The sequence below is a fragment of the Gabonia massiliensis genome (assembly GCF_001403595.1).
GTDB classification, from domain to species: Bacteria; Bacteroidota; Bacteroidia; order Bacteroidales; family Coprobacteraceae; genus Coprobacter; species Coprobacter secundus.
Genome location: NZ_LN877938.1, coordinates 338,901 through 365,778, shown reverse-complemented (window position 1 = coordinate 365,778; position 26,878 = coordinate 338,901). Strand labels below are relative to the sequence as shown.

Annotated in this window: 21 protein-coding genes, 2 tRNA genes and 2 pseudogenes; 16 read left to right on the top strand and 9 right to left on the bottom strand. The window is 38.6% G+C overall.

The annotated features are described in order from the left end of the window. Nucleotide 1 precedes the first annotated feature (1 nt). On the top strand, nucleotides 2-3,145 hold the full coding sequence (locus BN2628_RS03715) for a BACON domain-containing protein (protein WP_044229844.1): 3,144 nt from the start codon (nucleotides 2-4) through the stop codon (nucleotides 3,143-3,145). A gap of 205 nt (nucleotides 3,146-3,350) precedes the next feature. On the opposite strand, the gene BN2628_RS03710 is transcribed toward BN2628_RS03715, so the two are convergent. From BN2628_RS03710 to BN2628_RS03685, 6 genes and pseudogenes are all read right to left on the bottom strand, one after another. Next, nucleotides 3,351-3,421, bottom strand: a tRNA-Gln gene (locus BN2628_RS03710). A 79-nt stretch (nucleotides 3,422-3,500) separates the two neighbouring features. Further along, on the bottom strand, nucleotides 3,501-4,247 hold the full coding sequence (locus BN2628_RS03705) for a lysophospholipid acyltransferase family protein (RefSeq protein WP_021930686.1): 747 nt from the start codon (nucleotides 4,245-4,247) through the stop codon (nucleotides 3,501-3,503). A gap of 262 nt (nucleotides 4,248-4,509) precedes the next feature. Next, on the bottom strand, nucleotides 4,510-4,959 hold the full coding sequence (locus BN2628_RS03700; protein WP_021930685.1) for a PepSY-like domain-containing protein: 450 nt from the start codon (nucleotides 4,957-4,959) through the stop codon (nucleotides 4,510-4,512). Between the two features lie 96 nt (nucleotides 4,960-5,055). Next, nucleotides 5,056-5,766 (bottom strand): response regulator transcription factor RprY, encoded by a 711-nt coding sequence (locus BN2628_RS03695; protein ID WP_021930684.1) that lies wholly within the window; start codon nucleotides 5,764-5,766, stop codon nucleotides 5,056-5,058. Nucleotides 5,767-5,768: 2 nt separating this feature from the next. Continuing rightward, nucleotides 5,769-7,322: a sensor histidine kinase gene (locus BN2628_RS03690; RefSeq protein ID WP_021930683.1), complete on the bottom strand. Its 1,554-nt coding sequence runs from the start codon at nucleotides 7,320-7,322 to the stop codon at nucleotides 5,769-5,771. A 273-nt stretch (nucleotides 7,323-7,595) separates the two neighbouring features. Next, nucleotides 7,596-9,681 (bottom strand): annotated as a pseudogene (locus BN2628_RS03685) (elongation factor G). A 193-nt stretch (nucleotides 9,682-9,874) separates the two neighbouring features. On the opposite strand from BN2628_RS03685, the gene hemW reads away from it, so the two are divergent. Next, entirely contained in the window at nucleotides 9,875-11,008 is a 1,134-nt protein-coding gene (gene hemW, locus BN2628_RS03680; RefSeq protein ID WP_044229841.1) for a radical SAM family heme chaperone HemW, read from the top strand. Between the two features lie 27 nt (nucleotides 11,009-11,035). On the opposite strand, the gene rlmH is transcribed toward hemW, so the two are convergent. Further along, on the bottom strand, nucleotides 11,036-11,509 hold the full coding sequence (gene rlmH / locus BN2628_RS03675) for a 23S rRNA (pseudouridine(1915)-N(3))-methyltransferase RlmH (protein WP_044229839.1): 474 nt from the start codon (nucleotides 11,507-11,509) through the stop codon (nucleotides 11,036-11,038). Between the two features lie 317 nt (nucleotides 11,510-11,826). Here rlmH and BN2628_RS03670 point away from each other — a divergent pair, with 317 nt between their 5' ends. From BN2628_RS03670 to BN2628_RS03635, 8 genes are all read left to right on the top strand, one after another. Further along, nucleotides 11,827-12,213: a DUF4783 domain-containing protein gene (locus tag BN2628_RS03670; protein ID WP_157256221.1), complete on the top strand. Its 387-nt coding sequence runs from the start codon at nucleotides 11,827-11,829 to the stop codon at nucleotides 12,211-12,213. Between the two features lie 21 nt (nucleotides 12,214-12,234). Then, nucleotides 12,235-13,074 (top strand): carboxylating nicotinate-nucleotide diphosphorylase, encoded by an 840-nt coding sequence (nadC, locus tag BN2628_RS03665; RefSeq protein WP_087880343.1) that lies wholly within the window; start codon nucleotides 12,235-12,237, stop codon nucleotides 13,072-13,074. A gap of 10 nt (nucleotides 13,075-13,084) precedes the next feature. Then, the gene (locus BN2628_RS03660; protein WP_044229835.1) at nucleotides 13,085-13,741 is read left to right on the top strand and encodes a flavin reductase; all 657 of its coding nucleotides are present in this window, start codon (nucleotides 13,085-13,087) and stop codon (nucleotides 13,739-13,741) included. Nucleotides 13,742-13,930: 189 nt separating this feature from the next. Then, entirely contained in the window at nucleotides 13,931-14,767 is an 837-nt protein-coding gene (locus tag BN2628_RS03655; RefSeq protein WP_044229832.1) for a patatin-like phospholipase family protein, read from the top strand. Nucleotides 14,768-14,796: 29 nt separating this feature from the next. Then, complete coding sequence (locus BN2628_RS03650; RefSeq protein ID WP_044229830.1) at nucleotides 14,797-15,351, top strand: AAA family ATPase; 555 nt, start codon at nucleotides 14,797-14,799, stop codon at nucleotides 15,349-15,351. Nucleotides 15,352-15,672: 321 nt separating this feature from the next. Beyond that, on the top strand, nucleotides 15,673-15,918 hold the full coding sequence (locus tag BN2628_RS03645; protein WP_021930673.1) for an RNA recognition motif domain-containing protein: 246 nt from the start codon (nucleotides 15,673-15,675) through the stop codon (nucleotides 15,916-15,918). 161 nt (nucleotides 15,919-16,079) lie between these two features. Next, a complete protein-coding gene (locus BN2628_RS03640; protein WP_044229827.1) occupies nucleotides 16,080-17,159 on the top strand; it encodes an NAD(P)H-dependent flavin oxidoreductase in 1,080 nt (359 codons plus the stop codon). 207 nt (nucleotides 17,160-17,366) lie between these two features. Further along, a complete protein-coding gene (locus BN2628_RS03635; RefSeq protein WP_021930671.1) occupies nucleotides 17,367-19,031 on the top strand; it encodes a putative transporter in 1,665 nt (554 codons plus the stop codon). Nucleotides 19,032-19,167: 136 nt separating this feature from the next. Here BN2628_RS03635 and BN2628_RS03630 read toward each other — a convergent pair whose 3' ends face one another. After that, nucleotides 19,168-20,457, bottom strand: coding sequence for a M64 family metallopeptidase (locus tag BN2628_RS03630; protein ID WP_044229824.1), 1,290 nt, complete (start codon nucleotides 20,455-20,457; stop codon nucleotides 19,168-19,170). A gap of 240 nt (nucleotides 20,458-20,697) precedes the next feature. Between BN2628_RS03630 and BN2628_RS03625 the strand changes: the two genes are divergently transcribed. The 3 genes and pseudogenes from BN2628_RS03625 (at nucleotide 20,698) to BN2628_RS03610 (ending at nucleotide 22,639) form a co-directional block, all read left to right on the top strand. Further along, complete coding sequence (locus BN2628_RS03625; protein ID WP_154668388.1) at nucleotides 20,698-21,264, top strand: DUF4468 domain-containing protein; 567 nt, start codon at nucleotides 20,698-20,700, stop codon at nucleotides 21,262-21,264. Between the two features lie 237 nt (nucleotides 21,265-21,501). Next, a pseudogene (locus BN2628_RS03615) lies at nucleotides 21,502-22,284 on the top strand (DUF5107 domain-containing protein). A 13-nt stretch (nucleotides 22,285-22,297) separates the two neighbouring features. Further along, nucleotides 22,298-22,639 carry a DUF5107 domain-containing protein gene (locus tag BN2628_RS03610; protein ID WP_044229813.1) on the top strand — a complete coding sequence of 114 codons (342 nt, stop codon included), beginning with the start codon at nucleotides 22,298-22,300 and terminating at the stop codon, nucleotides 22,637-22,639. Between the two features lie 39 nt (nucleotides 22,640-22,678). Here BN2628_RS03610 and BN2628_RS03605 read toward each other — a convergent pair whose 3' ends face one another. Then, nucleotides 22,679-23,071 carry an A1S_2505 family phage non-structural protein gene (locus BN2628_RS03605; RefSeq protein ID WP_021929864.1) on the bottom strand — a complete coding sequence of 131 codons (393 nt, stop codon included), beginning with the start codon at nucleotides 23,069-23,071 and terminating at the stop codon, nucleotides 22,679-22,681. A gap of 160 nt (nucleotides 23,072-23,231) precedes the next feature. Here BN2628_RS03605 and gpmA point away from each other — a divergent pair, with 160 nt between their 5' ends. The 3 genes from gpmA (at nucleotide 23,232) to BN2628_RS03590 (ending at nucleotide 26,837) form a co-directional block, all read left to right on the top strand. Further along, nucleotides 23,232-23,975, top strand: coding sequence for a 2,3-diphosphoglycerate-dependent phosphoglycerate mutase (gpmA, locus tag BN2628_RS03600; protein WP_044229810.1), 744 nt, complete (start codon nucleotides 23,232-23,234; stop codon nucleotides 23,973-23,975). Between the two features lie 118 nt (nucleotides 23,976-24,093). Continuing rightward, nucleotides 24,094-24,167: transfer RNA gene (locus BN2628_RS03595), tRNA-Arg, on the top strand. 585 nt (nucleotides 24,168-24,752) lie between these two features. Next, on the top strand, nucleotides 24,753-26,837 hold the full coding sequence (locus BN2628_RS03590) for a leucine-rich repeat protein (RefSeq protein ID WP_154668387.1): 2,085 nt from the start codon (nucleotides 24,753-24,755) through the stop codon (nucleotides 26,835-26,837). Nucleotides 26,838-26,878 lie beyond the last annotated feature (41 nt).

The window sequence follows — 26,878 nt, the reverse complement described above, 5'->3', positions numbered from 1 at the left end:
TATGAAAAAAATATTATGGTTTGTCTTTCTTCTGACGACAGTAGTTTTTTCCTCATGTACTATAGAAGACGATAACCAGCTCTCGGCAGGAGGAGATAGTAAACTTATTATAAATTTTAGTATTCAGGACCCGACCAGCGGAATGGCTACACGTGCAGCTATTGCACCCGAAGAAGGAGAAGAAAATATAAAGACTCTTGATTTGATTTTTTTCGAATCGAATAGTAACGGGACAGGAGTTTTTAAAGGTTGGAAAGAGCTTACAGCAACCTCTTCGAGCCCGTTAATAATGAATACGGATATTACATTCGATTTTTCAGACCTTGGGCTCAGTATGACTGAAGCTTATGATATCCTGGTCGTAGCCAATATGGGAGATAACTATTTGTCTCCCGATAGTACTTGGACTTTAGAAGAATGGAAGACTGTCGTTAAAGGTAAAACCTTTAAACAGGCAAAAGCAGACATTCAGGCTTTTATGACTGGTACCTCCGTGGAGGTACCGGAATATACGACAAAGCCATTGGAAAGTGAAGCATTACTAATGAGTGCTTCACTGAGAAAAGAGTCACAGGATACGAAAATCAATGTTGTATTGCAACGTACGGTTTCTCGTTTTGATATACATAACTCTGCTGCTGGATATACACTCGAATCCGTATCAATATGGAATGCATATCCATCCCTGTTTGTATGGAATGGAGAGCCAAACGCTTTTGACGAGAAGGCAAAACGTATTCCGAGACTTTACGGTGTAGAAAGTGAAGCAGGAGCCGATATTGTAGGTAAATTATACGCTTTTGAAAACTACGTAGCATCACCGGAACAGAATGATGAATACACTACTTGCTTGGTTATCAGAATGAAAAACAATAGCTCTGGTACAGTATCATATCATCGTGTGAACGTACATCCGCTTGAGTCCGGACAATCTCTCAAACGTAATAATGTATATAAGCTGACTGTTAATTCTGTCAAGAAAGAAGGATACACTACCGAGCTGGAGGCATATAAAGGAGAAGTTGCGTCATTGAGTTTTTCAATCAACTATTGGGATATGGACAGCCATGGCACTGTACAGTTTGACGGAGATAACATTTTGGCTATACCGACCAAAAAGGTAATGTTTACCCCTAATGGGGGGAACTATAATCTGGGCATATTTACTTTTGGAGACGGGACACTTTCCCTCAGCAAAAAAGTTCTCGATGACGGTATATCCGTTACTTTAAGCGGCAAGACACTGACAGTTTCCGCTTCGGCATTGAACAATGTAAAAGATAAGCGTAGTGGCATTATAGAACTCTCTTTCGGTAATTTGAAAGCAACTATTGATATTGTGCAGTTGGAAGGAGGCAATTTGTATTTAGAACTAAGTCCAAAAACAATACCTCACTTTACGAATAAAGCTGGTGTTGCAGCTCCTTCCATTGCAGTGAAAGGTTCGGGAGACTGGAGTGCGGCCATTTATCCGCCCGGAGCAGGAGCATTTTTCTCTTTTGAGCAAACTGGAGCTTCTGCTGTAACCGATTATGATAGTGATAAATCCGTCAATAATATTATCCCTATTTATACCCATTCAGCCAATACAGGAACCAGTCCTCGCTATGGTTTCTTGGTTGTCAGCCTGAAAGAAGACCCCTCAGTACAGAGTACTATGCTCCTGATTCAAGACGGAGAACCGGGGTTTGAACTTACACCATCTGTTACTTCTATCGATTTCGAATACGATGGGGAACTTACTATTATAGGAAACAACACCAACACATTCCTTGTCAATCCGGGGTTATCTGCAGATGGTGCAACGGTAAACTCGTGGAAATATGTTCTTGAAGGAGACAATGCCGATGCGTTCGAAGTGAAAGATATCCATAACGATGCAGATTTGAAACTTAATAGGATAACGGTGACTGCAAAGCAAGAAAATGCAAGTAACAATACGTTGAAAGCTAAACTTTACCTGATATTGGCAGATGACTCATCTGTAAAGTCACAGGAAATTATTCTCACTCAACAACCGATGTCTTTCAGTACAGGTGTTGTTGGCAATACTCTTTATGTGTCTGAAAATCAAGATGAGACGCAAGTCATAACATTGCAAGGCAGCAGCAGAATGAAATGGGTTGCAGAGTTAGAACAGCCGGAACCCTCATTGGCTCATACGTATGATGTAAAGATAGTCAGTGAAAACGGTACTGCGATGTCGTGGGGAACCGAATACGCTATGGGCACTAAGTTTAAGATTCAATTACCTAAGACTCTTTATAAAGATGCAAATCGGGATATAACCTATCACGTAAAACTGACTTTAGCCGGGACAGATGTTACCTCTCGTTTGGCAATTGTCAGGACAGTACTTAAGCCGATAACAATCAATGTTGCCAATCTCTATGGAGGATACGGTGCACTTGGTAATGGTATTCTTAGCATGTTCCGAGATTATGGTTCTTACTCAACATTTTTTGGCCCTCAAGGGATAGTTTATACACCTGTAACTCCCGTTTTGCCGAATACCGATAGCAATGATGCTGGAGTAGGAGCAAATATACCGGACAATGTCAATGTCCTTTTCTCGGGAAGATATACGACAACAGTATCCAAATATTACGACAATCTGGTTACATGGTTGGAAAATAGCCCCAATAAAAATAGATTTGCCGTGGTCATTCTTGACAACAGCAATTCCGAAAATCAAGCTTTGTTTACCAAATTCGCCTCATGGGGATATAAGTATAGAAATAATACAGGTTCGTATGCCACCTGGATGACAACCCACACCAATGACCCTGTGTGGAATTATATCGTTAAGAATGGACCGTTCAGTAACTACAAACCATCTCAGCAGATTAGCTTCAGTGCTTCATTTTATAGAGACGGTATAAGTGGAACTTTTGATGTACCTGCAGGAGTAACTAATGTATTGGAAGTTGCTGGTAACGGTTGTTCGTTGTCCATAGACCTGAAAAAAAGAATCATATTCTTAGGTGACTCTCAACATACCAATACTTGGACACCGGCTTGCAATAGTTTGGCAACAGTGACAGATAATGAATATTACGGTCGGGGAGTGTTGTGGGCTTCTTTATGGGCGATTATATACAACACAGCTCAATATGGAGACCACTTTACAGATGCTCTTAAGTAATAGAATACTTAGTCTATTGAAAAGAGGAGAATGCCTGGCGAATGTTAGATATTCCCCTCTCTTCATTTGTAGTAGTTAGAAAAGATGATATAATATCAAGTCGGGGGTATGATTTTAATAAAGAAGTTTACATTTGATAAAACAGGATATACAAATAAAAAATCTCTTTAAAACTTTTAAATTTTAAAGAGATTAAACTTTTCTGTTGTCCTGGAAGGATTCGAACCCTCACAAGCGGAACCAGAATCCGATGTGCTACCGTTACACCACAGGACAAGGTCATTTTTCTATTGCGATGCAAAGGTGCAACTTTTTTCTTTTCCTATGAAATTTTCAACTTGTTTTCTGCTTTCAATTAAGATTTTTTTACAATATTTTCAGCTTCGGCAGGTAGGGCAGAAGCGATGGTTTCGTATGATTTTTCCATTAACTCTTGAATATCATGACCTTGTTGTGGATCTGGGTAAATAGCGGGATGTATGGTTAAAATCATTTTTCCCGGTGTGATAAGGTAGGTATTACGAGACATTACAGCGTATGACCCGTCTATAGTTAGGGGAACTACCGGAAGATTGAGGTCTATGGCCAGTTGGTAAGCTCCCTTTTTGAATCGGTGCAATTTGCCGTCCGGAGTTCTTGAGCCCTCAGGAAATACGACAAGAGACATACCGTCTTTCAATGTTTCTTCTGCTTTATGAAGAGTTTCCATAATACTTTTAGGACTGTTGCGATCTACAAAAATATGTCCGGCAGCAGCACACGCCTTTCCTACGAAAGGAATTTTGCGCAGGCTCTTTTTCATCATCCATTTAAAATTATGTCCGAGATAACCGTAAATCAGAAAAATATCGTAAGCCCCTTGGTGATTGGCAACAAAGACATAAGAAGTGTTTTTATTGATGTTTTCTCGTCCGCGAACCTCGACCCGAACCATGGAAAATATACAAAATAACTTCGACCAGATACGCCCGGGAAAATACCCCCATATATTTCCATTACCCAGAAAACAGCCGATGATTGTGGTCAATGCCGTAAGTATAGTAAGTACGAGCAAAATAGGTAAAGCTATGAGCCATTGGTAAAAAAAGAAAAGCACTTTCATAATATCGAATCTAATTTATGCTTGAAATAATAGAATAAAAAACAAATGTTATAATTTCTAAGGCAAAGATAACGATAAAAAACGAAAAGTCCGTATGGTTTATAACATGGAAGAGCTGACGAAATAGACTATAATAAAGAAAAAGCATACTCTCTGTTACAAAAATACGCTTCTTCCTGAATTTCCTTTTGATAATCTATAAAATAAACTTTATTTTTCAAGCAAATAAAGTTTACCTACAAAATTCTTGAATAACCTTATTTTACTTTCGTGAAATTTTGTTCCCCTTGCTGTCGAAATAGACATTATAGTGCCGTGTATTACCCTGTGCATTTTTACCTTTGATACCGACATCATAAGTTATTTTGTTGCCGAATACTTTTTTATTTGCACCTAATATTTTATATCCGGCGTAGTGTTCCCGGATATACTGAGGAATAAGCTTCGGAAGAGTAGAGATGAGTACATCTTCTTTAGAAGCGTGCAGCCTTCCGTCAGGAGTAATTTGCAATTTGTATTTTAATTTGTCGATTTTGAATTTTGCCTCATACAAGTTGTCATCATCCTCGAAGTCCCAATCAATGGACTGGGCTTTGGGATAATGGCTCATTACATAATTTTTTACTTTGGCTGGTACGGCTGTCTCTTTTATACTTCCAGCAAATGTAGGAGTACAGAAGAGATAAGCAATGAAAAGAACGATGTATTTCATATTTTTCTCTGAATTTTTATTTGAAATTATAACACAAAAAATAACCAGATTGTTGTAAAAACAGTCTGGTTATTTAGAATCGTTTTCTGAAGTTGATTATTTAGTCTTAGCTTCTATTTCTGGTGCAATAAGTTTATAACCCTTACCATGGATATTGATAATCTCGATAGATGGGTCATCTTTCAGATGTTTGCGCAATTTGGTGATGTATACATCCATGCTGCGGGCATTGAAATAATTGTCATCTATCCATATCGTCTTCAAGGCAAAGTTACGTTCGAGAATTTCATTCACATGAGCACAAAGCAAGCTCAACAATTCTGACTCTTTTGTTGTCAGTTTGGTTGTCTTATCATCGATAGCCAATACTTGTTTTTGAGTATCGAAAGTAAAACGCCCGATTTTGTACATAGTGACTTCTTTCCCTTTTTTGCCTTTTACACGGCGCAGAATAGCTTCAATTCTGAATACCAGTTCTTCCATACTGAAAGGTTTGGTAATATAGTCGTCTGCCCCGATTTTGAATCCTTCGAGAATATCTTCTTTCAGAGATTTTGCAGTTAAGAAAATAATAGGTACTTCGCTGTTTACCGTACGTATTTCCTGAGCTAAAGTAAAACCATCTTTTTTAGGCATCATCACATCAAGGACACATAAATCGTATTTCCCTTTCAAAAATGCTTTGTAACCGCTTTCTCCATCAGAGAAAAGGTCAGCAACATATCCTTTTGCTTGAAGGTATTCTCTCAATAACATGCCAAGATTTTCGTCATCTTCGCATAATAGTATACGCAATCTTTCTTCCATAATCATTTGTTTTTTATTAGAGGTAATGTAATTATAAATTTTGTTCCTACTCCGAGTTCGCTCTCTGCCCGGATAGTACCTTTCAAATCAGTTACGATTTTATGTACATAAGCCAGTCCGAGGCCGAACCCTTTTACATTATGAAGATTTCCGGTAGATACTCGATAAAACTTTTCGAATATTTTCTTTAAATCTTCTTTCTTTATTCCGATTCCGTTATCCTGTATCGATATTTCTACCTTATCTCCTTCGATACGTGTCCGGATAAACAGAGCCAAGGGGACATCTTCACGAGCATATTTTACTGCGTTGTCAAGTAGATTAAATATAACATTGGTAAAGTGCATCTCGTCGACCATCACCATGGCATCTTCTGCTGCCAAGTCAGCATCGATAGTACCGCCAAATTTCTCGACTTTCAATTTGAAAGTACTCATTACACTGGTTACCAAGTCGTTTACATCCACAGCATTGAGTTTCATCATGGTCTTCTGTCGCTCGAACATAGACATTTGTAAAACCTTCTCTACTTGAAATCTCAGCCGCTTCGTTTCGTCGTTTATCACTCCCGATATATGTTGGAACATCTGAGGACTTTTAGCTACGGCCGGGTCCTTCAACATTTGCGCAGCCAAGGATATAGTCGATATCGGAGTTTTAAACTCGTGTGTCATATTATTAATAAAATCATTTTTCATTTCGGTCAGCCTTTTTTGACGGAATGCGGTAACGATTGTAAACAGGAACGTTATCAGCAATATAAAAGTAAAGGCAAACGACGGAATCATAAACCGAATAGAACTGAATATATAATCTTTTTTCGTCGGGAAATAAACTTTTAGATAATTCAACTTATTGGGCGGGTCATTGGGGAACAATATTTGAGTAAAGAGAGCATTCTCCTCTTCTGGACTATACTCTGGTGTATTGTATAGTATTTTCCCGTTTTTATTGACAACCGCATACTGAAAAGGAATGTTCAGTCCGTTATTTTGCAATTCCGATTTCAGGTAATTATCTATCCGTTTCGTATCGATTCTTTCCATAATAGGGCGCGTACTGGCTGTACTCAATATTTTCAAGATAACCTCGTCAAGCAATCCTTTTTGGTACAGATATTGCCCTTTGAGCATTTCCTGCATCCCCTTATATGTATTTGTAATCGAGTTGTAGTCTTTCCCTGTCGTACCGCTTATTTTCGGTTTCATGAGTATCGTACTGGTCTGTTCTCTAAAACTGAAGTTTGATACTGTACCGTCGGGTGATACGATAGAGAAGCCGTGTTGCGAAACTATATCTTTTCCGATGGAACTCCTTCCATGCTCAAAAGAAAGCAGTCTTTTCTGCGTTTCTTCTATATCTTCTGCGAGATATCGTTTGGTCTCATCCTGCTCTATACTTGAGGATACGCCGTACAGACTACGCTTTACTGCTTCTGAAAATTGCTCGTTCCGCATTTTTACCATATTCTCCATATAGCTGATTTGCAGATAGAGCAACCCGATAAATGTCAGAGCCATAATCAATACCAACAACCAAATTGTCGACTTCTTCATATTATTCCATCCTTCTCAATGACTCGATTTTTATTATAATTTAAAAATCTATTTGCCTTTATTATTCTATTGTTACGAATATTTCGAACAATTTTATATTATAAACAGAGATTAATGTCAAATTGTTTAACTAAATAAAAATTTTTTCGAACATTTTTATTTAACACTTCAGTGCAAATTTAACAAACAAATGTTTAAATGCAAAAAGTCATCATGAGAATGATGACTTTTTGAGTTAATTTAACATTTTAGGTGTTTTTATTTACAATCTAACTATTCAGCCGATTGCGTTGCTTCATATTCTTTCAATAGTTTATCTTGCACATCTGACGGTACAAGTTCGTATGAGGCATATTTCATGGTAAATGAGGAGCGGCCTCCGGTGATAGAACTCAACGCTGTAGAGTAGGTAGACATCTCTTTCAAAGGTACCTTAGCTTGTATTTTTTCGAATCCTTTTTCACTCGACATGCCCATGATGATAGCGCGGCGGCCTTGTAAATCACTCATTACATCACCCATTTTGTCGGCAGGAACCAGCACTTCTACATCATATATAGGTTCCAGTATTTTAGGGCCTGCATTTTTAAATGCTTCACTGAAAGCATTTCGGCCGGCCAGACGGAATGAAATTTCGTTCGAATCTACTGGATGCATTTTCCCGTCATATACGCACACGCGTACATCCCGAGCATAGGAACCTGTCAGTGGTCCTTGTTCCATACGGTCCATAAGGCCTTTTTGTATAGCCGGTAAGAAACGGGCGTCAATGGCACCACCCACAATACAGTTTACAAATACCAGTTTTCCGCCCCATTCGAGGTCGATAACCTGAGTGTCCCTGACATTCATGCGGTATTCCTGATTATTGAATTTATACGTATCGGGAGCGGGCATCCCTTCATAATAAGGTTCTATGATAAGATGGACTTCTCCGAATTGCCCGGCACCGCCCGATTGTTTTTTATGACGATAGTCGGCTCGGGCGGGTTTTGTAATGGTCTCACGATAAGGAATGCGAGGTTCTTCGAAATTGACCATCAATTTATCGTTGTTTTCTATTCTCCATTTCAATGTGCGCAGATGGAATTCTCCTTGTCCTGAAACAATGGTCTGCTTCAGCTCTTTTGACTGTTCTATCACCCAAGTAGGATCTTCCTCATGCATGCGGGTAAGTATTTCGCTTAGTTTTTCAGCATCTGCTTCATTCTGTGGCTTTATGGCACGTTGGAATTTAGGGTCGGGATATTTAATAAAATCAAAATAATATTCTATACCTTTACCGTCAAGAGTATTTCCCGTACGTACATCCTTGAGTTTTACTGTAGCACCGATATCCCCGGCCACAAGTTCTTCCACTTTGGTCCTGATTTGTCCACATACGCAAAATATTTGAGACAGTCTCTCTTTACTGCCCCGATTGACATTTAGCAAGTCGTCTCCTTCGCGTACTTTTCCTGACATGACTTTGAAATAAGAGACTTCCCCGATATGCGGCTCCACTGTTGTCTTGAAAAAGAACAAGCTGGTAGGTCCGTTGGAGTCAGGAGCTACTTCATCACCCTCGTTGTTGATAGGCTTAGGCATTTCCGATACGAATGGAACTACATTTCCGAGAAATTCCATCATTCGCCTTACACCCATATCTCGTAACGCACTTACACAGAAGATAGGAAATATGCTGCGTGTGACGAGGCCTTTGCGTATGCCTTCGCGCATTTCGTCTTCAGTAAGAGAACCTTGGTCGAAAAATTTTTCCATAAGACCTTCGTCATTTTCGGCCGCAGCTTCTACCAGTTGCTGATGCAATTCGGCCGCCTTTTCTTTTTCGCTGTCTGGAATATCTAATATTTCAGGCTCACCACCTTCCGGTTTCCATCGGTACATTTTCATTTTCAGTACGTCTATCATGGCATTGAAAGACGGACCGCAGCTTATAGGATATTGTACTCGTACTATTTTGTTNAAACAATACGGGTTTGTTCAGTTTTTCGGTATAGCGAAATATGTTCTGTGTACCTACTTCGACACCATATTGAGAGTCGATAACGATGACTCCGGTGTCGGTTACATTCAGAGCGGTGATAGCCCCTCCGATAAAATCGTCGGCCCCCGGACAGTCGATTACATTGAGCTTTTTACCCAAAAATTCGGCATAAAAAACGGTGGAAAACACTGAATATCCATATTCACGTTCCACCGGGAAATAATCCGATACGGTGTTTTGCCCATCTACGGTACCTCTACGTTTTATCACACCACACTCGTAGAGCATGGCTTCTGCGAGAGTGGTTTTTCCGGAGCCTTTACTGCCTAATAAGGCAATGTTTTTAATTTCATTCGATTGATATACTTTCATATTTCAAATGATTTAAGGTGAAACATTCGGTAATCTTTATCCTTGTTAAAAAGGAATAAAGCGTTCGCAAATTATAAATTAATATCGACAAAAACAATGAGAGGCAATATGTTAGAAAACAGTAAAAAATCAATATTTAACATTTCTTTTTTTCAGGATACATACTTATATACCTTATCTTTGTCCTCTGATTATGGCAGGCATTTATATACATATTCCTTTTTGTAAGAAAAGATGTATCTATTGCGATTTCTTTTCTGATACACGTATGCATTTACGGAAAGATTATGTCGATGCTCTCTGCCGCGAGTTAGACATGCGGTATGCAGAATTGGAAAATGCACCCGTACATACTATATATATAGGAGGAGGCACTCCGTCTCAATTATCGGGAGAAGAGCTTGTCCGGATTTTTGATGCCTTGTCATTGCACTTGCCCCTATCTGCTTGTAAAGAAATTACGTTAGAAGCCAATCCTGACGATTTGAAAGCTGATTATATTACCATGTTGAAGCATACCCCGATAAATCGGATAAGTATGGGAATACAAAGTTTTGACGATGACGATCTGCTTTTCTTAAATCGCCGTCATACGGCAGCACAAGCAGAAGAAGCATTTATCCGGTGTCGTGAAGCAGGATTCGAAAACATCAGTATCGATTTGATATACGGATTGCCCGGGCAGACGATACAAGGGTGGCAGTCCAATCTGAGGAGGGCTACAGCCTTAAGACCTGCACACATTTCTGCATACAGTCTTATATATGAAGAAGGAACAGCCTTATTCCGTATGCTCGAATCGGGAAAAGTTTCAGAATGCGACGATGAATTGTCTCTCGATATGTTCGACTGTTTGATAGATACATTGGAGGCTGCCGGATATGAACACTATGAAATCTCGAATTTTGCTTTGCCGGGTATGTATTCACAGCACAATACGTCTTATTGGCTCGATGTGCCGTATCTGGGATTAGGCCCGTCGGCCCATAGCTATGATGGCAAATGCCGTCGTTGGAATATAAAAGACATATCCGGGTATATGAATAAAATCTCCCACGGTTCCAACGCATATGAAACGGAAATACTGGACACAAACAGCCGTTATAATGATATGATATTGACTTCATTGCGTACGATGTGGGGACTCAGCCTCCGCTGTATAGAAGAAAACTTTGGCCGTGATATGAGAGAATATTGCCAGGCTTTGGCAAAACCGTATATAGATACCGGCAAATTGGTTTTGTCGGGTGATAATCTTAAACTGACCCGTTCGGGGCTGTTTGTCTCCGATAGTATTATGTCCGACCTTATGAAGGTAGAAGACTGATAACCATCAATCCCGTTAAAATACAGATTACTCGTGATGATAAGGTTCGTTGTTGAGTATCGTCATGGCGCGATATAGCTGTTCGATAAATATCATACGTATCATTTGATGCGAAAAAGTCATCTTGGAAAGCGATATTTTCTCTTGTGCGGTCGAGTATACCCGTTGGGAAAAACCGTAAGGCCCGCCTATAACAAAAACCAGCCGTTTAGGTACAGTATGCATTTTATGCTCTATATATTCCGAAAATTTGAGAGAAGAATATTCCTTGCCTCGCTCATCAAGCAGCACGATATAATCACCCGGAGACAGGCACTTGAGTATCATATCGGCCTCCTTTTCTTTCTGTTGGTCAAAACTCAAGTTTTTGGCATTCTTCAATTCAGGAATCACTTCCATATCAAATGTTATATAATGCTTGAGTCGGCGACAGTACTCATCGACAGCATCCGAAATATAGGTGGCTGTGGTTTTGCCCACTACTAAGAGATGTATTTTCATTGCGATTGATTCTTTTTTATCACTTTTTTATTTACATTTGCATCAGATACGATGATTCCGGTATCCGTAAGTCGTATTTATAATATTTATAGGCAAAGGTAATAAAAACCTCAGAAAGAATATATAAACTGTGAGACGATGAGTGCTTAGTTGAGGATAAGAATCAGTATGAATTTTGCACGGACGTTTTTTGAAAGTAGTTTTAGAGAAGTCAGGACATATAGTCTTTTTATTGGAAAATTTAGACAAGCTCTAAGATGGTACGGAGAAAAATATCCGGTGGGGTTGACACGAAGTGTACACTAAAACCTGAGAATATGAAATCGAAAATTATGGCTGTTACATGGATGTTTTTACTCCTGGCAACAGTAGCCTATTCGCAAGATGTGGTTCAGGAAACATCAAATGCTTTCCGTACAGGTGATACCGCCAAGCTGGTGCAGGTAATGAGCGATAAGGTCCAGATTATTTTGGACGGACAGCAGCAACAGTTAACTAAAGATGCGGCCGGTAAGAAATTATCCGATTTTTTCTCCCGGAACAAGCCTGCCTCTTTTTCTGTCATCCATCAGAGTCAGAAAGGAACGTCAGGATATATGATAGGTCAGTTGAAGACACAGTCTGGAGATTTCAGAGTACACTGTCTTATTGCCTCGAATGCGAATAAAAACAAGATAACACAAATAAGAATAGAAAAATTGTAATGGATAAATAGAAAAATTGTAATGGATAAGTTGATAGATGACCTTATAAAATTGGCTTTTGCTGAAGATATAGGTGATGGTGATCACACAACATTATGCTGCATCCCTGCCGATGAAATGGGTAAGTCTAAGTTGTTGATAAAAGAAGCAGGAGTATTGGCGGGAGTAGACATGGCTCGACGCATATTTAGTGCTTTTGACCCTGAATTGAAAATGACCGTATATATCGAAGACGGCGCAGAAGTAAAACCGGGCGACATAGCCTTTGTCGTCGAGGGGAAAGTGCAGTCTTTACTGCAGACAGAACGACTTATGTTGAACGTAATGCAAAGAATGAGCGGGATAGCAACCGTAACCCGCAAATATGTAAAACAGCTCGAAGGTCTGCACACTCGGGTATTGGATACCCGTAAGACGACCCCGGGATTGCGTATGTTGGAGAAAGCTGCTGTAAAAATAGGAGGAGGAGTCAATCACCGCATAGGACTTTTCGATATGATTTTATTGAAAGATAATCATATCGATTTTGCCGGAGGGATAGAAAATGCCATAACCCGGGCACATGAATATCTGAAAGAAAAAGGCAAAAATCTGAAAATCGAAATCGAAGTACGCAATATGGACGAGCTCGAAGAGGTTATGCAAGTAGGTGGGGTAGACCGCATTATGCTCGATAATTTTACGCCCGAGCTCACTCGTAAGGCAGTAGAGCGTATCGGGGGGAAATATGAGACCGAGTCATCGGGAGGTATCACCTTCGATACATTGCGCGAATATGCTGAGTGTGGAGTCGATTTCATATCGGTCGGAGCATTGACTCATTCCGTTAAAGGATTAGATATGAGTTTTAAAGCTTGCTAATAGGAAAAATATGGACAAGACGGTTTTACGCAATTTATCATATGGAATGTATGTCTTGGGAGCATGTGATGATGGCCGTCCGGTAGGATGCATTATAAATACATGTATTCAAGTTACAAGTATAGACCCGGTAGTTGCCATATCGGTGAATAAAGATAATTACACATACGATGTGATTCGTAGAACAGGCAAATTTACCATCTCTATTATCCCGGAAGATGTAGACCCTCTGATGATACCCGTATTTGGCTTCCAATGCAGTAAGGAGAAAGACAAATATAAAGATTTCGATTACGAAATAAATTGTGGAGTTCCCTTGTTGAAGAGCAAGTTTGCAGGTCAGTTGATATGTGAAGTTACAAATATGACCGATTGCGGTACACATTGCGTGATATTAGGAAAAGTAATCGATACACGTCAAGGCGAAGGAGTGCCGATGACATATGATTACTATCACAAAGTGATAAAAGGAAACGCTCCGAAAAATGCGCCGACATACCAAGGTGATGCTGAGCCACAAAAAGAAAAAACAGTGGCCGATGATACGGCAAGCCGGTATGTATGTTCGGTTTGTGGATATGTATACGAGGGAGATATAAATAAAGAACCCGATGACTTCCATTGTCCGGTATGTGGGGTGGATAAGACGATGTTCAATCCTGCATGACAAATAAGAGCAGACGGACAAAGAAAAACAGGAAGGGATGTTGGGTAATATACGGCATCCCTTTTTATATAACCAAGAGACTGTTTAACCTTTGCTCGAGCCGGTATTGCAAATTCTTTTTGCCAGAAAATTTAGGCTCTGAAGAACGGTAAATCTTGTTTTGAAGATATTGGAAAAAACTTAAATGCTATGGTGACGAATGTGGAAAATATGGGTTTGGTCCTCGAAGGAGGAGGCATGAGAGGCATATTCACATGCGGAGTACTCGATTATTTTATGGACCATAATATATGGTTCCCGTACGTAATCGGAGTCTCGGCAGGAGCCTGCAATGGACTCTCTTACGTATCCCGGCAGAAGGGGCGGGCTCGCCGGAGCAATATAGACATACTTGAAGAGTTCCGATACGTCGGATTGAAATACATGTTTTCCCAGCGCAATATCATGGATTTCAAGTTACTGTTTGATGATTTGCCCAACCGCATTTTGCCCTATGATTACGCCACTTATTTCCATTCTTCTACCCGGTTTGTCATGGTTACCAGCAATTGCCTTACCGGTAAAGCCGAATATATGGAAGAAAAATCGTCGCCCCAAAGATTGCTCGATATTTGCCGGGCTTCCAGTAGCTTGCCTTTTGTGTGCCCTGTGACTTGGGTCGACAATATTCCCATGCTCGATGGAGGCATTTGTGATTCGATACCGGTAAAAAGAGCAATAGAAGAAGGTTTCTCTCGAAACGTATTGGTACTTACCCGTAATAAGGGATACAGGAAAGACGAAAAGGAAATCAAAGTTCCCCCTTTCTTTTATCGTAAATACCCTTTAATCAGAAAAAGCCTTGCAATAAGAAATAAAAAATATAATGAAACGATGGATATGATAGACCGCATGGAAGATGAAGGAACAGCTATTGTCATTCGCCCGGAACAGCCCATGCAGGTCGGCCGCATCGAAAAAGATATTCAAAAACTCAAGGACTTATATGAAGAAGGCGTTGCTTGTGCTCGTAAGCTTTTCTCATAAAACAGTCCTGCTTCCTGATTATATTACATATGCAAAAGTCCAATTTTTATGTCCTAACCGGGGGGCCCGGCTCAGGTAAGACCAGTGTGTTGCAAGAGCTGGAAAGACGAGGATACATTTGTATTCCCGAAGTAGCCCGGCCTATCATTAAAGAACAAATATCGATAAATGGGGATGCCTTGCCTTGGAAAAACCGTGAAAAGTATTCCGAACTGATGCTTCAACATTCGGTTCGTGATTTTATACAATATCAAAATGAAGACAATATCTGCTTTTTTGACCGAGGCATTCCCGATACCTATGGATATTGTTTATTGATCCGTCAGCCTGTTTCAGATGCTTTGATGAATGCAGTGAAGTCGTACCGCTATAATCCGCAAATATTCATCTTCCCATTTTGGAAAGAGATATACGAGACCGATTCAGAACGAAAACAAGATACAAGAGAGGCTGAAGAGACTTTTTATCAATTGAAATCGGCCTATGAGTCATTAGGCTATCAGACTTGTATACTTCCGCGAATACCGGTAAACCAAAGGGCCGACTTTATACTGGAACAAGTAAGGCATCCATTCTCTTTTTGAAGAAAAATAGGAAAGAAAGGGTGATTCCCTTATGACCTGAAGTTTCCTGTCCTGACCCCCGATAAATTGAACTTATTTGTTAAAATATACGCATATAGTATAAATATTGGGGTCTTTGAGAAAATAATTGCATATATGGATAGCAGAATCAAAATTAATGCTTTCCTTTACACCTACAAACAAAATGAGTTTATTTTGTTCTATTATCAACTTTGTTGTTTTCTTGATAATTATTTATTAAGTTCTCCCCATTGTCATAACAGACCTTCCTAAACTTTTATTGTTTCAAATTTATTTATTATTTATTTTATATTTTTTTGTATGAATATTTACATTGGTAACCTTAACTATGGTGTTAAGGAATCGGATTTACAACAAGTTATGGAAGATTATGGTACGGTAATATCAACCAAATTGATTATCGACCGCATGACAAATCGTTCTAAAGGTTTCGCTTTCGTTGAAATGGAAAACGATGACGAAGCTCGTAATGCTATCAAGGAATTGAACGGTGCAGAATATGCAGGTCGTCCTATGGTAGTGAAAGAAGCTCTTCCCCGCAATTGATTTTGAAGGGTAGTGATAAAGATTTTACTTATCACTGCGAGCTCGTTACCAAATAAGACATGAGAGGTAAATCACAATAGAGCAGGTATATCCTTTTAGGATGTACCTGTTTTTTATATTACCGGTTATGCCATTATTATATAATATCAAAAACAAGAACAATGAAATCTTTTTACATAGGTAACCTTGAAATAAAGTTACCGCTCATACAAGGAGGAATGGGAGTCGGAATATCTCTTTCAGGTTTGGCATCAGCTGTTGCAAATGAAGGGGGTGTCGGAGTAATCTCTTGTGCCGGATTGGGACTATTGTATCCTGAATTATCGACAGATTATTTAAAAAACAGCATATTGGGCCTTCGTGAAGAATTGCGAAAAGCCAAAGAAAAAACCCAGGGAGTAATCGGTGTGAACATAATGGTCGCACTGAGCAATTTCTCGGACATGGTGCGGACGGCCATCGCAGAGAAAGCCGATATTATTTTTTCAGGAGCAGGACTCCCGTTGGATTTACCTTCCTATCTTGATAACAAAAGTACGACAAAATTGGTACCCATCGTATCTTCATCACGAGCTGCCGGACTCATTTGTGAAAAGTGGAAACACAATTATAATTATTTGCCCGATGCGATTGTCGTAGAAGGCCCTAAAGCCGGAGGGCATTTAGGATATAAGAACAATCAGATTGGAGATGAAAGCTATTCGCTTGAACATATCGTTCCGGAAGTAGTCCAGGTTGTGAAAAAATATGAGGACGAGAACCATTGCCAGATACCGGTAATCGCAGCAGGAGGATTACATACCGGCAAGGATATTTATCGGTTGATGAATTTAGGCGCTGCTGCCGTACAAATGGGGAGTATATTTGTAACCACAAAAGAGTGTGATGCCTCATTGGCATTCAAGCAGACATATATCGATGCATCGGAAGAAGATATAGAGATTATAACCAGTCCGGTAGGTATGCCGGGGAGAGCAATCTCCGGAGAATTTATAAAAAGTGTAAAATCAGGCCGGGAAAGACCCGCCAGATGTTCTTTCCACTGTATCCGCACCTGCGATTATACCAAGAGTCCTTATTGCATAATCAAAGCTTTGTACAATGCCGCTAAGGGAAATATGAAAAAAGGATATGCTTTTGCCGGAGCTAATGCTTTTTTAGCCCAAAAAATAACAACAGTAAAAGAAACGATAGATTTGCTGAAACTCGAATTTCAGAAAGCCGTAGAAAAAAGAAGGTAAAAAAACACAAAATAGACCCGACCGAATTACTTCCATGGGAAAATTTAGGCGACCGGTTATATCTGTATATATCAGATGTAGCCGGTTTGTTTCTCGTATTCATCCGTTGTTTTTATCCTGTATGAAGTATAGTTTTTTGAAAGAATATGCAAAAATAAAGCAGTTTCTTATATCTTTGCCCAGCATTTCGAAAACGAGGATAAAAACATGAGTTGGTTCGACAGTTTATTTCTGGATAATACCTCCATGCAAGCAGTTGTCATTATCTCATTGATTTCGGCATTGGGGTTAGCGTTGGGGAAAATACGTATTGCAGGGATTTCATTAGGTGTCACATTTGTATTCTTTATAGGCATTTTAGCCGGACATTTAGGATTATCGGTCGATCCTAAAATGTTGAACTATGCCGAAAGCTTTGGTTTGATAATATTTGTATATGCGTTGGGTCTGCAAGTCGGTCCCGGTTTTTTCAGCCTTTTCAGGAAAGGAGGAATAACACTGAATACATTAGCATTGGGAGTATTGTTTTTAGGTACGGTTATGACACTGATGTTCCATTTTATACTCGATGTGCCACTGTCCGATATGGTCGGTATTCTATGTGGAGCTACGACCAATACCCCCGCTTTGGGAGCGGCACAGCAGACACTGATACAAAGAGGACTTCCCGCAAGCGGTGCTGCATTGAGTTGTGCCGTTACATATCCGCTGGGAGTATTGGGTGTTATTCTGGCCATATTCGTCATCCGCAAATTATTTGTTACACCTAAAGATTTGGTAGCAGCCGATTCTGAACATAATAAGCCGGTATACATTACCGAGTTTCAAGTACATAATCCCGGGATATTCGGGAAGACAGTAAAAGAAGTAGCACATAGCAGTACAAAAAAATTCGTTATTTCCCGGCTATGGAGAGACGGGCGGGTATGTATTCCCACTTCCGAGACTGTATTGAAAGACAAAGACCATCTGTTGGTAATTACCACGTCGGAAAACGATGTCGATGCTCTTACCATGTTGTTTGGAGAACATGAAGCAAAAGACTGGAATAAAAAAGATATCGACTGGAACGCGATAGATAGCCAACTCATATCCCAACGTATCGTTGTGACCCGGCCGGAAATTAACGGGAAAAAATTAAGTTCATTACGTTTGAGAAATCACTACGGTATCAATATCAGTCGGGTATACCGTTCGGGAGTGCAATTATTGGCGACACCCGATTTGGTTTTGCAGATGGGTGACCGTCTGACCGTAGTAGGCGAAGCCGCAGCCATACAAAACGTAGAATCGGTTTTAGGAAATGCGGTAAAAAGCCTGAGTGAGCCCAATTTAGTAGCCGTTTTCGTCGGTATCGTACTGGGGTTGGCTTTAGGAGCATTACCCATAACCTTCCCGGGAATGGCTACACCGGTTAAGCTCGGTATAGCCGGAGGCCCTATTATTGTAGGGATTCTCATTGGTAGCTTTGGACCACGTTTGCATATGATTACCTATACGACACGTAGCGCCAATCTGATGTTGAGAGCAATGGGATTGTCCATGTATCTGGCCTGTTTGGGACTTGATGCCGGCCGTAATTTTTTCGATACCGTTTTTCGTCCCGAAGGTCTATTGTGGATAGGTTTAGGATTTGCCATTACATTTGTTCCGATTGTTATAATGGGACTTGTTGCCATGAAAGTAAATCACCTTGATTTTGGTTCCGTCTCAGGGATGATGTGTGGGAGTATGGCCAACCCGATGGCTCTGAATTATGCCAATGATACAATTCCGGGAGACAATCCCGCTGTTTCATATGCTACGGTATATCCTCTATGTATGTTTTTAAGAGTGATTATAGCACAAATGCTGATTTTGTTTTTCGTTTAGGAATACAATTTTTTGCTGATACTTCTTTGTAAGAATAAGGGGAAAGAAGAATATAATATTCCTACTGCTTTCGAAACATTCGTTCAGAACAGTCCGTCCCGAAACCTTGTCGATAACCGCGTAAAACTTAAAAAAACTATTCTGCTTCGGTATAAAACAAAATAAGCTTTTCGAGTGCTTGTTGACAGACCGGACAGAAACGGGAAGCATTATTCTCTTTCATGCGACAAGAAGGAGAGCCCCGGTAGATACCTTTTCCGGAATATCCGGCACCCTCATATACGCCCGGTTCATACCGTTCTGTACAATCATCTGGAGTGGGGGTAGGGACAGGAGTTCCTTTCTTTAGCATGTTCTGCCATTTAGAAGAGAAGTCTTTCAATGTAGTTATATTTTGTTCCCAAGGTTCAGCATCCAATGGATAAATATCGGGAGTCGTATCACCCTCATAGTGATATTCGTCGGCAAGCCCCCCGAAACTGTGTCCGAATTCATGCACTACCACCGGAGCAAACATATTATGGCGCGATGTAGTGAGTGTAAAAGCATTATATATACCTCCGCCACCATATTCCGGAGTATTGGCCAGTATGATGATATGCTCGTAAGGGATACCGGCCAAAGCATCATGTATGGCCTTCACTTTGCTCGATGTCAAATAACGCCGTGAATAAAATGTGTCGAAATGAGAGCTGAAAGCCGTTTGTTTCCAAGACTTGTCATGCGGTATACTCACTCCACTGTCGGTCGATTCGCTGGCAACCGCAACAACATTGAAGTGCTTTTTCATCTTCTTGAAAGGCTCATGTCCAAACAAACTTTCACAAGCCTTTTCCGCATCATTGTAAAACAGCTCTGTCTCGTCCCTGTTATAACCTTCAGCCAATATGGCAATATCTATACATTCTTGATAATCACCGCTTTTCAGTAAATATTTATACGGGGTGATATGCTCACCTCCTTTCTCTTGAATAAGTATATCTGACGGGATTACAAGATGCTGGAAAGACGCTGTAACTTTTCCGTAACCGTCGGTGAGAGAGACTGTTATCTGGACAGGGTTTATTGGAAAAGGCAAGAGGTAGGAATATTCGAACCCTTTGGAAACTTGCTTTGCCTCATCGGTACAAATCCATTCGTGGAAGAGAGTAGAAAATGAAGTTCGATAAATAATCTTGTTGCTTTCGGTATCCCTCATTTCTATTTGACCGTTTCCTCTCAACGGCAGTTTATCCAGATGATGTCGGCGTCCGGCCCATTGGGGTAGAGAACAGACTTTATCCAAAAATATTTCCTGCTTCTGGGCGTTCCCGGCAAAGATATAATCGATACGCAGAGATTTATCTATGAAATATGAATCAAAATTTTGTCCATAGGAAATAAAAAATATAGAAATAGCGAAAACAAGAATAATATTTCTTTTCATATACAGACGTTTTTGGAATAGCAGACAATTATGAGTCATTGATGACGCCTTGTAGGCGACGAGCAACCATCTTTTGTGCTGCAAATATAACCAATTTTTATTTCCCTGTATTTAATACTTTTCGTCATATTATTACGGAAACGACTGGTTACTGATAGCAGAAACCCGATGACATAATAATCGATATTCAAATTTTATTGATATATTAGGAGCGAAATTCGATTTTAAATTATGTTTTATATGAGAAAGTGGATGCTTTTTATTGTGCTTGTTCCTTTGTTTGCTTTTGCTCAAGGTGGTGATGAGATGAAGTTTGACAAGATTCCGGTAGATGAAAGTGGAAAAGTCGTTTTTGCCGATACGATTTTAACTTCTTCAGATAAAGAAAAAATCAGGAATATGATTTATTATTGGGTGAATACAGCTGAGACACAAGACCGTCATATCGAAGATGTCAAAAATGACTATGAAACAGGAACTTTTTCATGTGAAGTAAACGATTATCTATATATCGTGAGATCTACATGGCTGACATTTTCACTATACATGAAATATACACTCAGCTTTGAATATCAAAATAATTTATGTATCGTCAAACTCCATGATATTAACTATATCGAGCCGAGTGAATTTGAAAAAAACAAAAATAAAGATATGAGTGATGCCATGATTTCAGGAGAATTGCCGTTGGTCGAAAAAAAGTATAGGCCGGCATTTGTAAAAGACGCTTCTGAAAAAATTATAGATAGCACATTGAAAAATGTAAATACCTTGTTTCATTCGATACGGAAGCAGTTTGACCTGTAAAAAAGATATTATATTATACATTAAAGAGATAATAGTGTACATCTACGTAGGTAATCTGTTACTTTTGATATACAAAAAACAATTACCATGAAACGATTACGATTTACATTATTTTTATTTTTAGAGTGTATCATAAGCGGAGGGGCGGTTTTTTTCGCAAAAACAAGTAATATTGAAAGAGAGACCGTTGGTATTACCTACTTATGATGTTGCCCCGACCGATCCTAATCCGTTTTTTTGCAGGTTGCACAAAGGCATGTATACCCTTATCCGATGTATGATGTCATGACCGACCATCGGCATGACCAGACATATCGTTCTGTGATTTTGGAGAACCAATATACACAATTATGTGCGATGCCCGAGTTAGGAGGACGTATTTTATGGGCCTTTGACAAGGCTACGAATTATGATTTCTTTTATCGCCAGCATGTGGTAAAACCCGCCCTCATTGGGATGATTGGTGCCTGAATGTCGGGAGGAGTGGAATGGAACATCCCGCACCATCATCGGGCTTCCTCTCAATTACCGGTCGATTATCGTATGGTGGACAATGCCGACGGAAGTAAAACACTTTGGATAGGAGAGACGGAATTGCGTCATCGTCTGAAATGGGAAGTCGGTCTTACATTATTTCCCGATAAGTCATATATAGAGGCCACTGCCAATATATTCAATCAGACACCTTATATCCAATCATTCCTTTATTGGGCAAATGTATCGGTACATTGTAATAAAGATTATCAAGTGATATTCCCTCCGAAAACCCAGTTCGGAGTCCAACATGCCAAGAACAAATTTGTCGACTGGCCCGTAGGCAAAAGCCATTACGGAGGATTGGATCGTACCGGAGTCGATTTGAATTGGTGGAAAAATCATCCCAATTCAGCATCCATTTTTGCATGGAATTTTGACGATGACTTTTTGGGCGGATATGACTATGGAAAAGATGCCAGAACCGTACACGTAGCCAATCATCACGTTGTGGGGGAGGAAAAAATTCTTCTTGTGGGGAAATAACAAAGAAACCGAAATGTGGAACAAAATGTTGACGGAAATCGATGGAGATTATCTGGAACTGATGGTTGGCGCATTTTCAGATAACCAGCCCGATTATAGTTGGATAGCTCCCGGTGAAACAAAAACGTTTAAACAATATTGGTATCCGGCTATAAAAATGGGTGGTATTAAGGCTGCCAATAAAAATGTGGCGTTGAATATCGAGCGTATAGCTACCGATAAGAGAAATTATGGTGTAAGAAAAGCCGATGTTTCGATAATAGAGGGGGAAATACATTTGCAGATGGAACCTTATTCACTCTATTCTTTAGGTAATAATCTGAATCCTATACCTTCTGTAATCATAAAACAATAACACATATTTTATTGATATTGGATAATTGCAAAATGAAGATTATTTCTTATCTAAAATACTCCAGAAGCGTTGGGGCAAATATATGTTTTCGATGCTTCTGGATTTTTTAAATAAAGGCGCTATATCTTTAGGAGAAAAACCCGCTATCCCGCATCCGATTTCTGTCAATAAAAATTTCATTTCAGGATGCAACCGGGCAAATTCGATAAAACGGTCTGCATAAGGAACTATGTTCTGCACAGAAGCAAACATGGTAGGTATTGCATAAGTTTGCCCTTGTAATCCTTCACCTTGACCATATATCGCCCCCCATTTTAGTGCTGTTCGAGCAGCCCCACCATTATGATGTCCTTGGCTGTTGCTTCCGAATACAAAGATTTCATCCGGATTCAAATCCGTTATCCATTCAGGTGTTATTCTATCAGTTTGCATATCGAAATTATATTTCACTAAAGATACGTCTTTTTTTATATTTAGACAAATTATACTATAAATTGTCGCAATATACCATGTAATAGGTATTGTTTCTCCATTGAAGGTTACCGAACTTTGTATATAATAAATTTGTTCTTGATATATAAAAACTATCATTATGAAAAGAATTGTTTTGCTCCGTCATGGAGAAAGTACATGGAACAAAGAAAACAGATTTACAGGTTGGACAGACGTCGATTTATCTGAAAAAGGAATAGAAGAAGCTTTAAAGGCTGGGGAAGCTCTTAAAAAAGAAAATTTTGTTTTTAACAAAGCATATACATCCTATTTGAAACGGGCAGTAAAGACATTGAATTATGTACTTGACAAACTTGACCAATCTTGGATTCCGGTAGAGAAAAGCTGGCGGTTGAATGAGAAACACTACGGTTCTTTACAGGGCTTGAATAAAAGTGAAACTGCCGAAAAATACGGAGAAGAGCAGGTTTTGATATGGCGTCGCAGTTATGACATCGCTCCGGCTCCATTGGCAGAAGACGATCCGAGAAATCCTCGTTTCGATATTCGCTATAAAGAAGTTCCGGATAGAGAACTTCCTCGTACAGAATCATTAAAACAAACCATAGAACGGATTATGCCTTATTGGGAAAAAGTTATATTTCCGAATCTTAAGACCGCCGATGATTTACTTGTTGTCGCTCATGGCAATAGCCTTCGGGGAATAATAAAACATTTGAAGAATATCTCCGACGATGAAATTGTCAAATTAAATTTACCGACGGCTGTTCCCTACGTTTTCGAATTTGATGACAATTACAACTTGGTTAAAGATTATTTTTTAGGAGATGCCGATGAAATAAAAAAGAAAATGAATGCTGTTGCTAATCAGGGGAAAAAGTAAAACTTGAAAAAAACTCTCTTCATTAAATTAGCTATCGACCGGAGTTTTTAGAAAAAATATTTTGGAAGTTTCACATAAATAACTACCTTTGCATCGCTTTTGAACAAAAAGTAAGGCCGGTCGGGTAGCTCAGCTGGATAGAGCAACAGCCTTCTAAGCTGTGGGTCCTGGGTTCGAATCCCAGCCCGATCACCGAACAATGAGCAGCTAACCCATAGATTAGCTGCTCATTGTTTTTATATGCCACTCTTCGCTTTTCTTGACTTTAAAGATATATAAGAAGTATAACTCCAATACTCCATAAATCTTACTATTTCCTCGTATGCTACAATTTTAAAGCACCTAATATCCTTAATCCCCTCTATTATAACTTCAGAAAAAATGAAGGGAGAAAGAATAAAAGTTTAGAAATTTCTATTTCTCCTGAATATTAGGATTTTGGAAAATGGTTTGTAAAGACACAAATAATCACTATCTTTACAACATTGAGAAAAGTAGAGACTTATTCTCAATAACATATAGTAAAAGCGTTTAGTTTTATCCTTACTTAGGAAATCGCCAATTTCAAGAACGGAAGGATAAGCAGTACAAAACGCTCATGCTTTGCCATATATACACGAGAGTGAATATATAATGGTTGGGCGTGGGGTAACTGTTTATTTTCGTTCGGGTGTTTGGCGATACCTCTAAGTAGATAAACTGAAGTTCCCTACGCTTTTTTATATCCACATGTAAAACCACTTGTTCAAGGGAACTTGGAGTATAAAATTTAAAATTATGAAGAATCAGAATTCTAGAAAGACAATTGTCTGTTTTAAAAGAACAAGTTTTTGTACCCGAACATTGAGAATTAATCTAAAGTTTTTACAAATTATAAGAATGATAATGAATATTGTGGATATTCAATATAGCAAGCTAATATTAGCATTTTTTTGTATATCATTTAGTTTTAGTATTAAAGCTTATGACTTTGAAAATGAAAAAATTTATTATAACATTACTTCGTCTGCCGATTTGACCGTTGGAGTTACTTATAGATACTATGATGGTATATTGGGTTCTTATTCTGGAGAGGTTACTATTCCTGAGACGGTAGAATATAACGGTAAAGTTTATACAGTAACATCGATAGAACCGAAAGCCTTTAATAACTGTACTCATTTAAGTGCTGTATCTATACCAAATAGTGTAATAACCATTGGTGACGAAGCTTTTAGTAATTGTTATAGTAGTCTGAAATCAATAATTATACCTGATAATGTTATTAGTATTGGACGTTTAGCTTTTTATAATTGTAATAACTTAATATCCGTAACTATAGGCAAAAATGTTACTTCTATAGGTGATAATGCTTTTAATAATTGTTCCAAGATAAATTCTATAGTTGTACCTGATAATGTTGAGACTATTGGAAATTATGCTTTTAATAGTTGTCGCAACTTAACATCAATAATAATTGGAAATGGTATAACATCTATTGGTGACAACGCTTTTAGCTATTGCGATAATTTAGTATCAATTTGCTTCTTATCTATAGTTCCTCCGAAAATTTGTTCTGATTGGAAGCCAAATAACGCTAAAATACATACATTGTATCCGGATGCTTATAAAAAGGTATGGAGCGAATATTCATCGTCAATACAAGATATCATAAAGATTAACAGCAATATATATGAATATACCGGTGTGACTCCTCAGATTCAGATTGAAAGTCTGATTCCAAATCTCAATGTTTCTTTAAAAGAAAATATTTTGCCAATAAATGTGGGAAAACATTCGGTCAAATTGGTTATTCTTTTGTCTAAAGATAGTTGGAGTATGGAAACTCGAAGAATATTTGATTATACCATAACACCTGCTCCATTAAGAATTAGAGCAAATAATATATCTCGATTATATGGAGATGAAAATCCCCAATTAACTTTTACCTGTATAGGATTCAAAAACAACGAAACAGAAGATGTCTTTATTTCTAAACCTTCAATTAAAACAGATGCAATAAAGACAAGTAATGTTGGAAAATATCTTATATATGTAACAGGAGGAGAAGCTGTTAATTATGAAATTACGGAATACCAGGGAATATTAACAGTAGAAAAAAGACCTTTGAGTGTAAGTGTTGGTAATTATACCAGAAAATACAATGAACCCAATCCTGAATTTAAAATAATCTATTCAGGATTTGTAAATAATGAGACTGATAAAAATATTTCTGTACCTCCAATTATAACCTGCAACGCTACAAAATCGACTGATGTAGGCACATATTCCATATTATTGTCTGGAGGAGAGGCAACCAATTATACATTCAATAATTATACAAATGGTTCTTTGACTATAAAGCAAACTTCACAAGAAATTATTTGGGAACAGGACTTATCCAATCTTGAAATAGGTTCGCAAGTAGAACTGACCGCCTATTCCACTTCAGGGTTAGACATTACCTATTTAATTACAGAAAACAATACAGCCTCCATTTATAAATATAATGGAAAAACTATGTTAAACTGTTTTGGCCCTGGAACGATAACCATCAGGGCTACACAAGATGGTAATCATAATTATTTATCAGCTTTAAGAGTAGCTAAATTTTTAACAGTACAAACAACAACAGAAATAGGAAATAACCAATATAAGGATATTTCCTGTTATCCTATTCCGGTAACAGATATTCTTAACATTAAAGGAATAGATAAAGGGTCAATCCAATTGATAAATAGTAATGGTAGCTTATTGAAAACAGAACAAATTAAGGAAAAGAAATTACCTCAAATAAACGTCAGCGAATTGAATCCCGAAATTTATTTTGTAAAAATTCAAACTGAGAATAAAATTATTGTAAAGAAAATAATAAAAGAATAGAGTCATTTTTAAATTTCGAAAAAGAAGATATTAAAAAAATA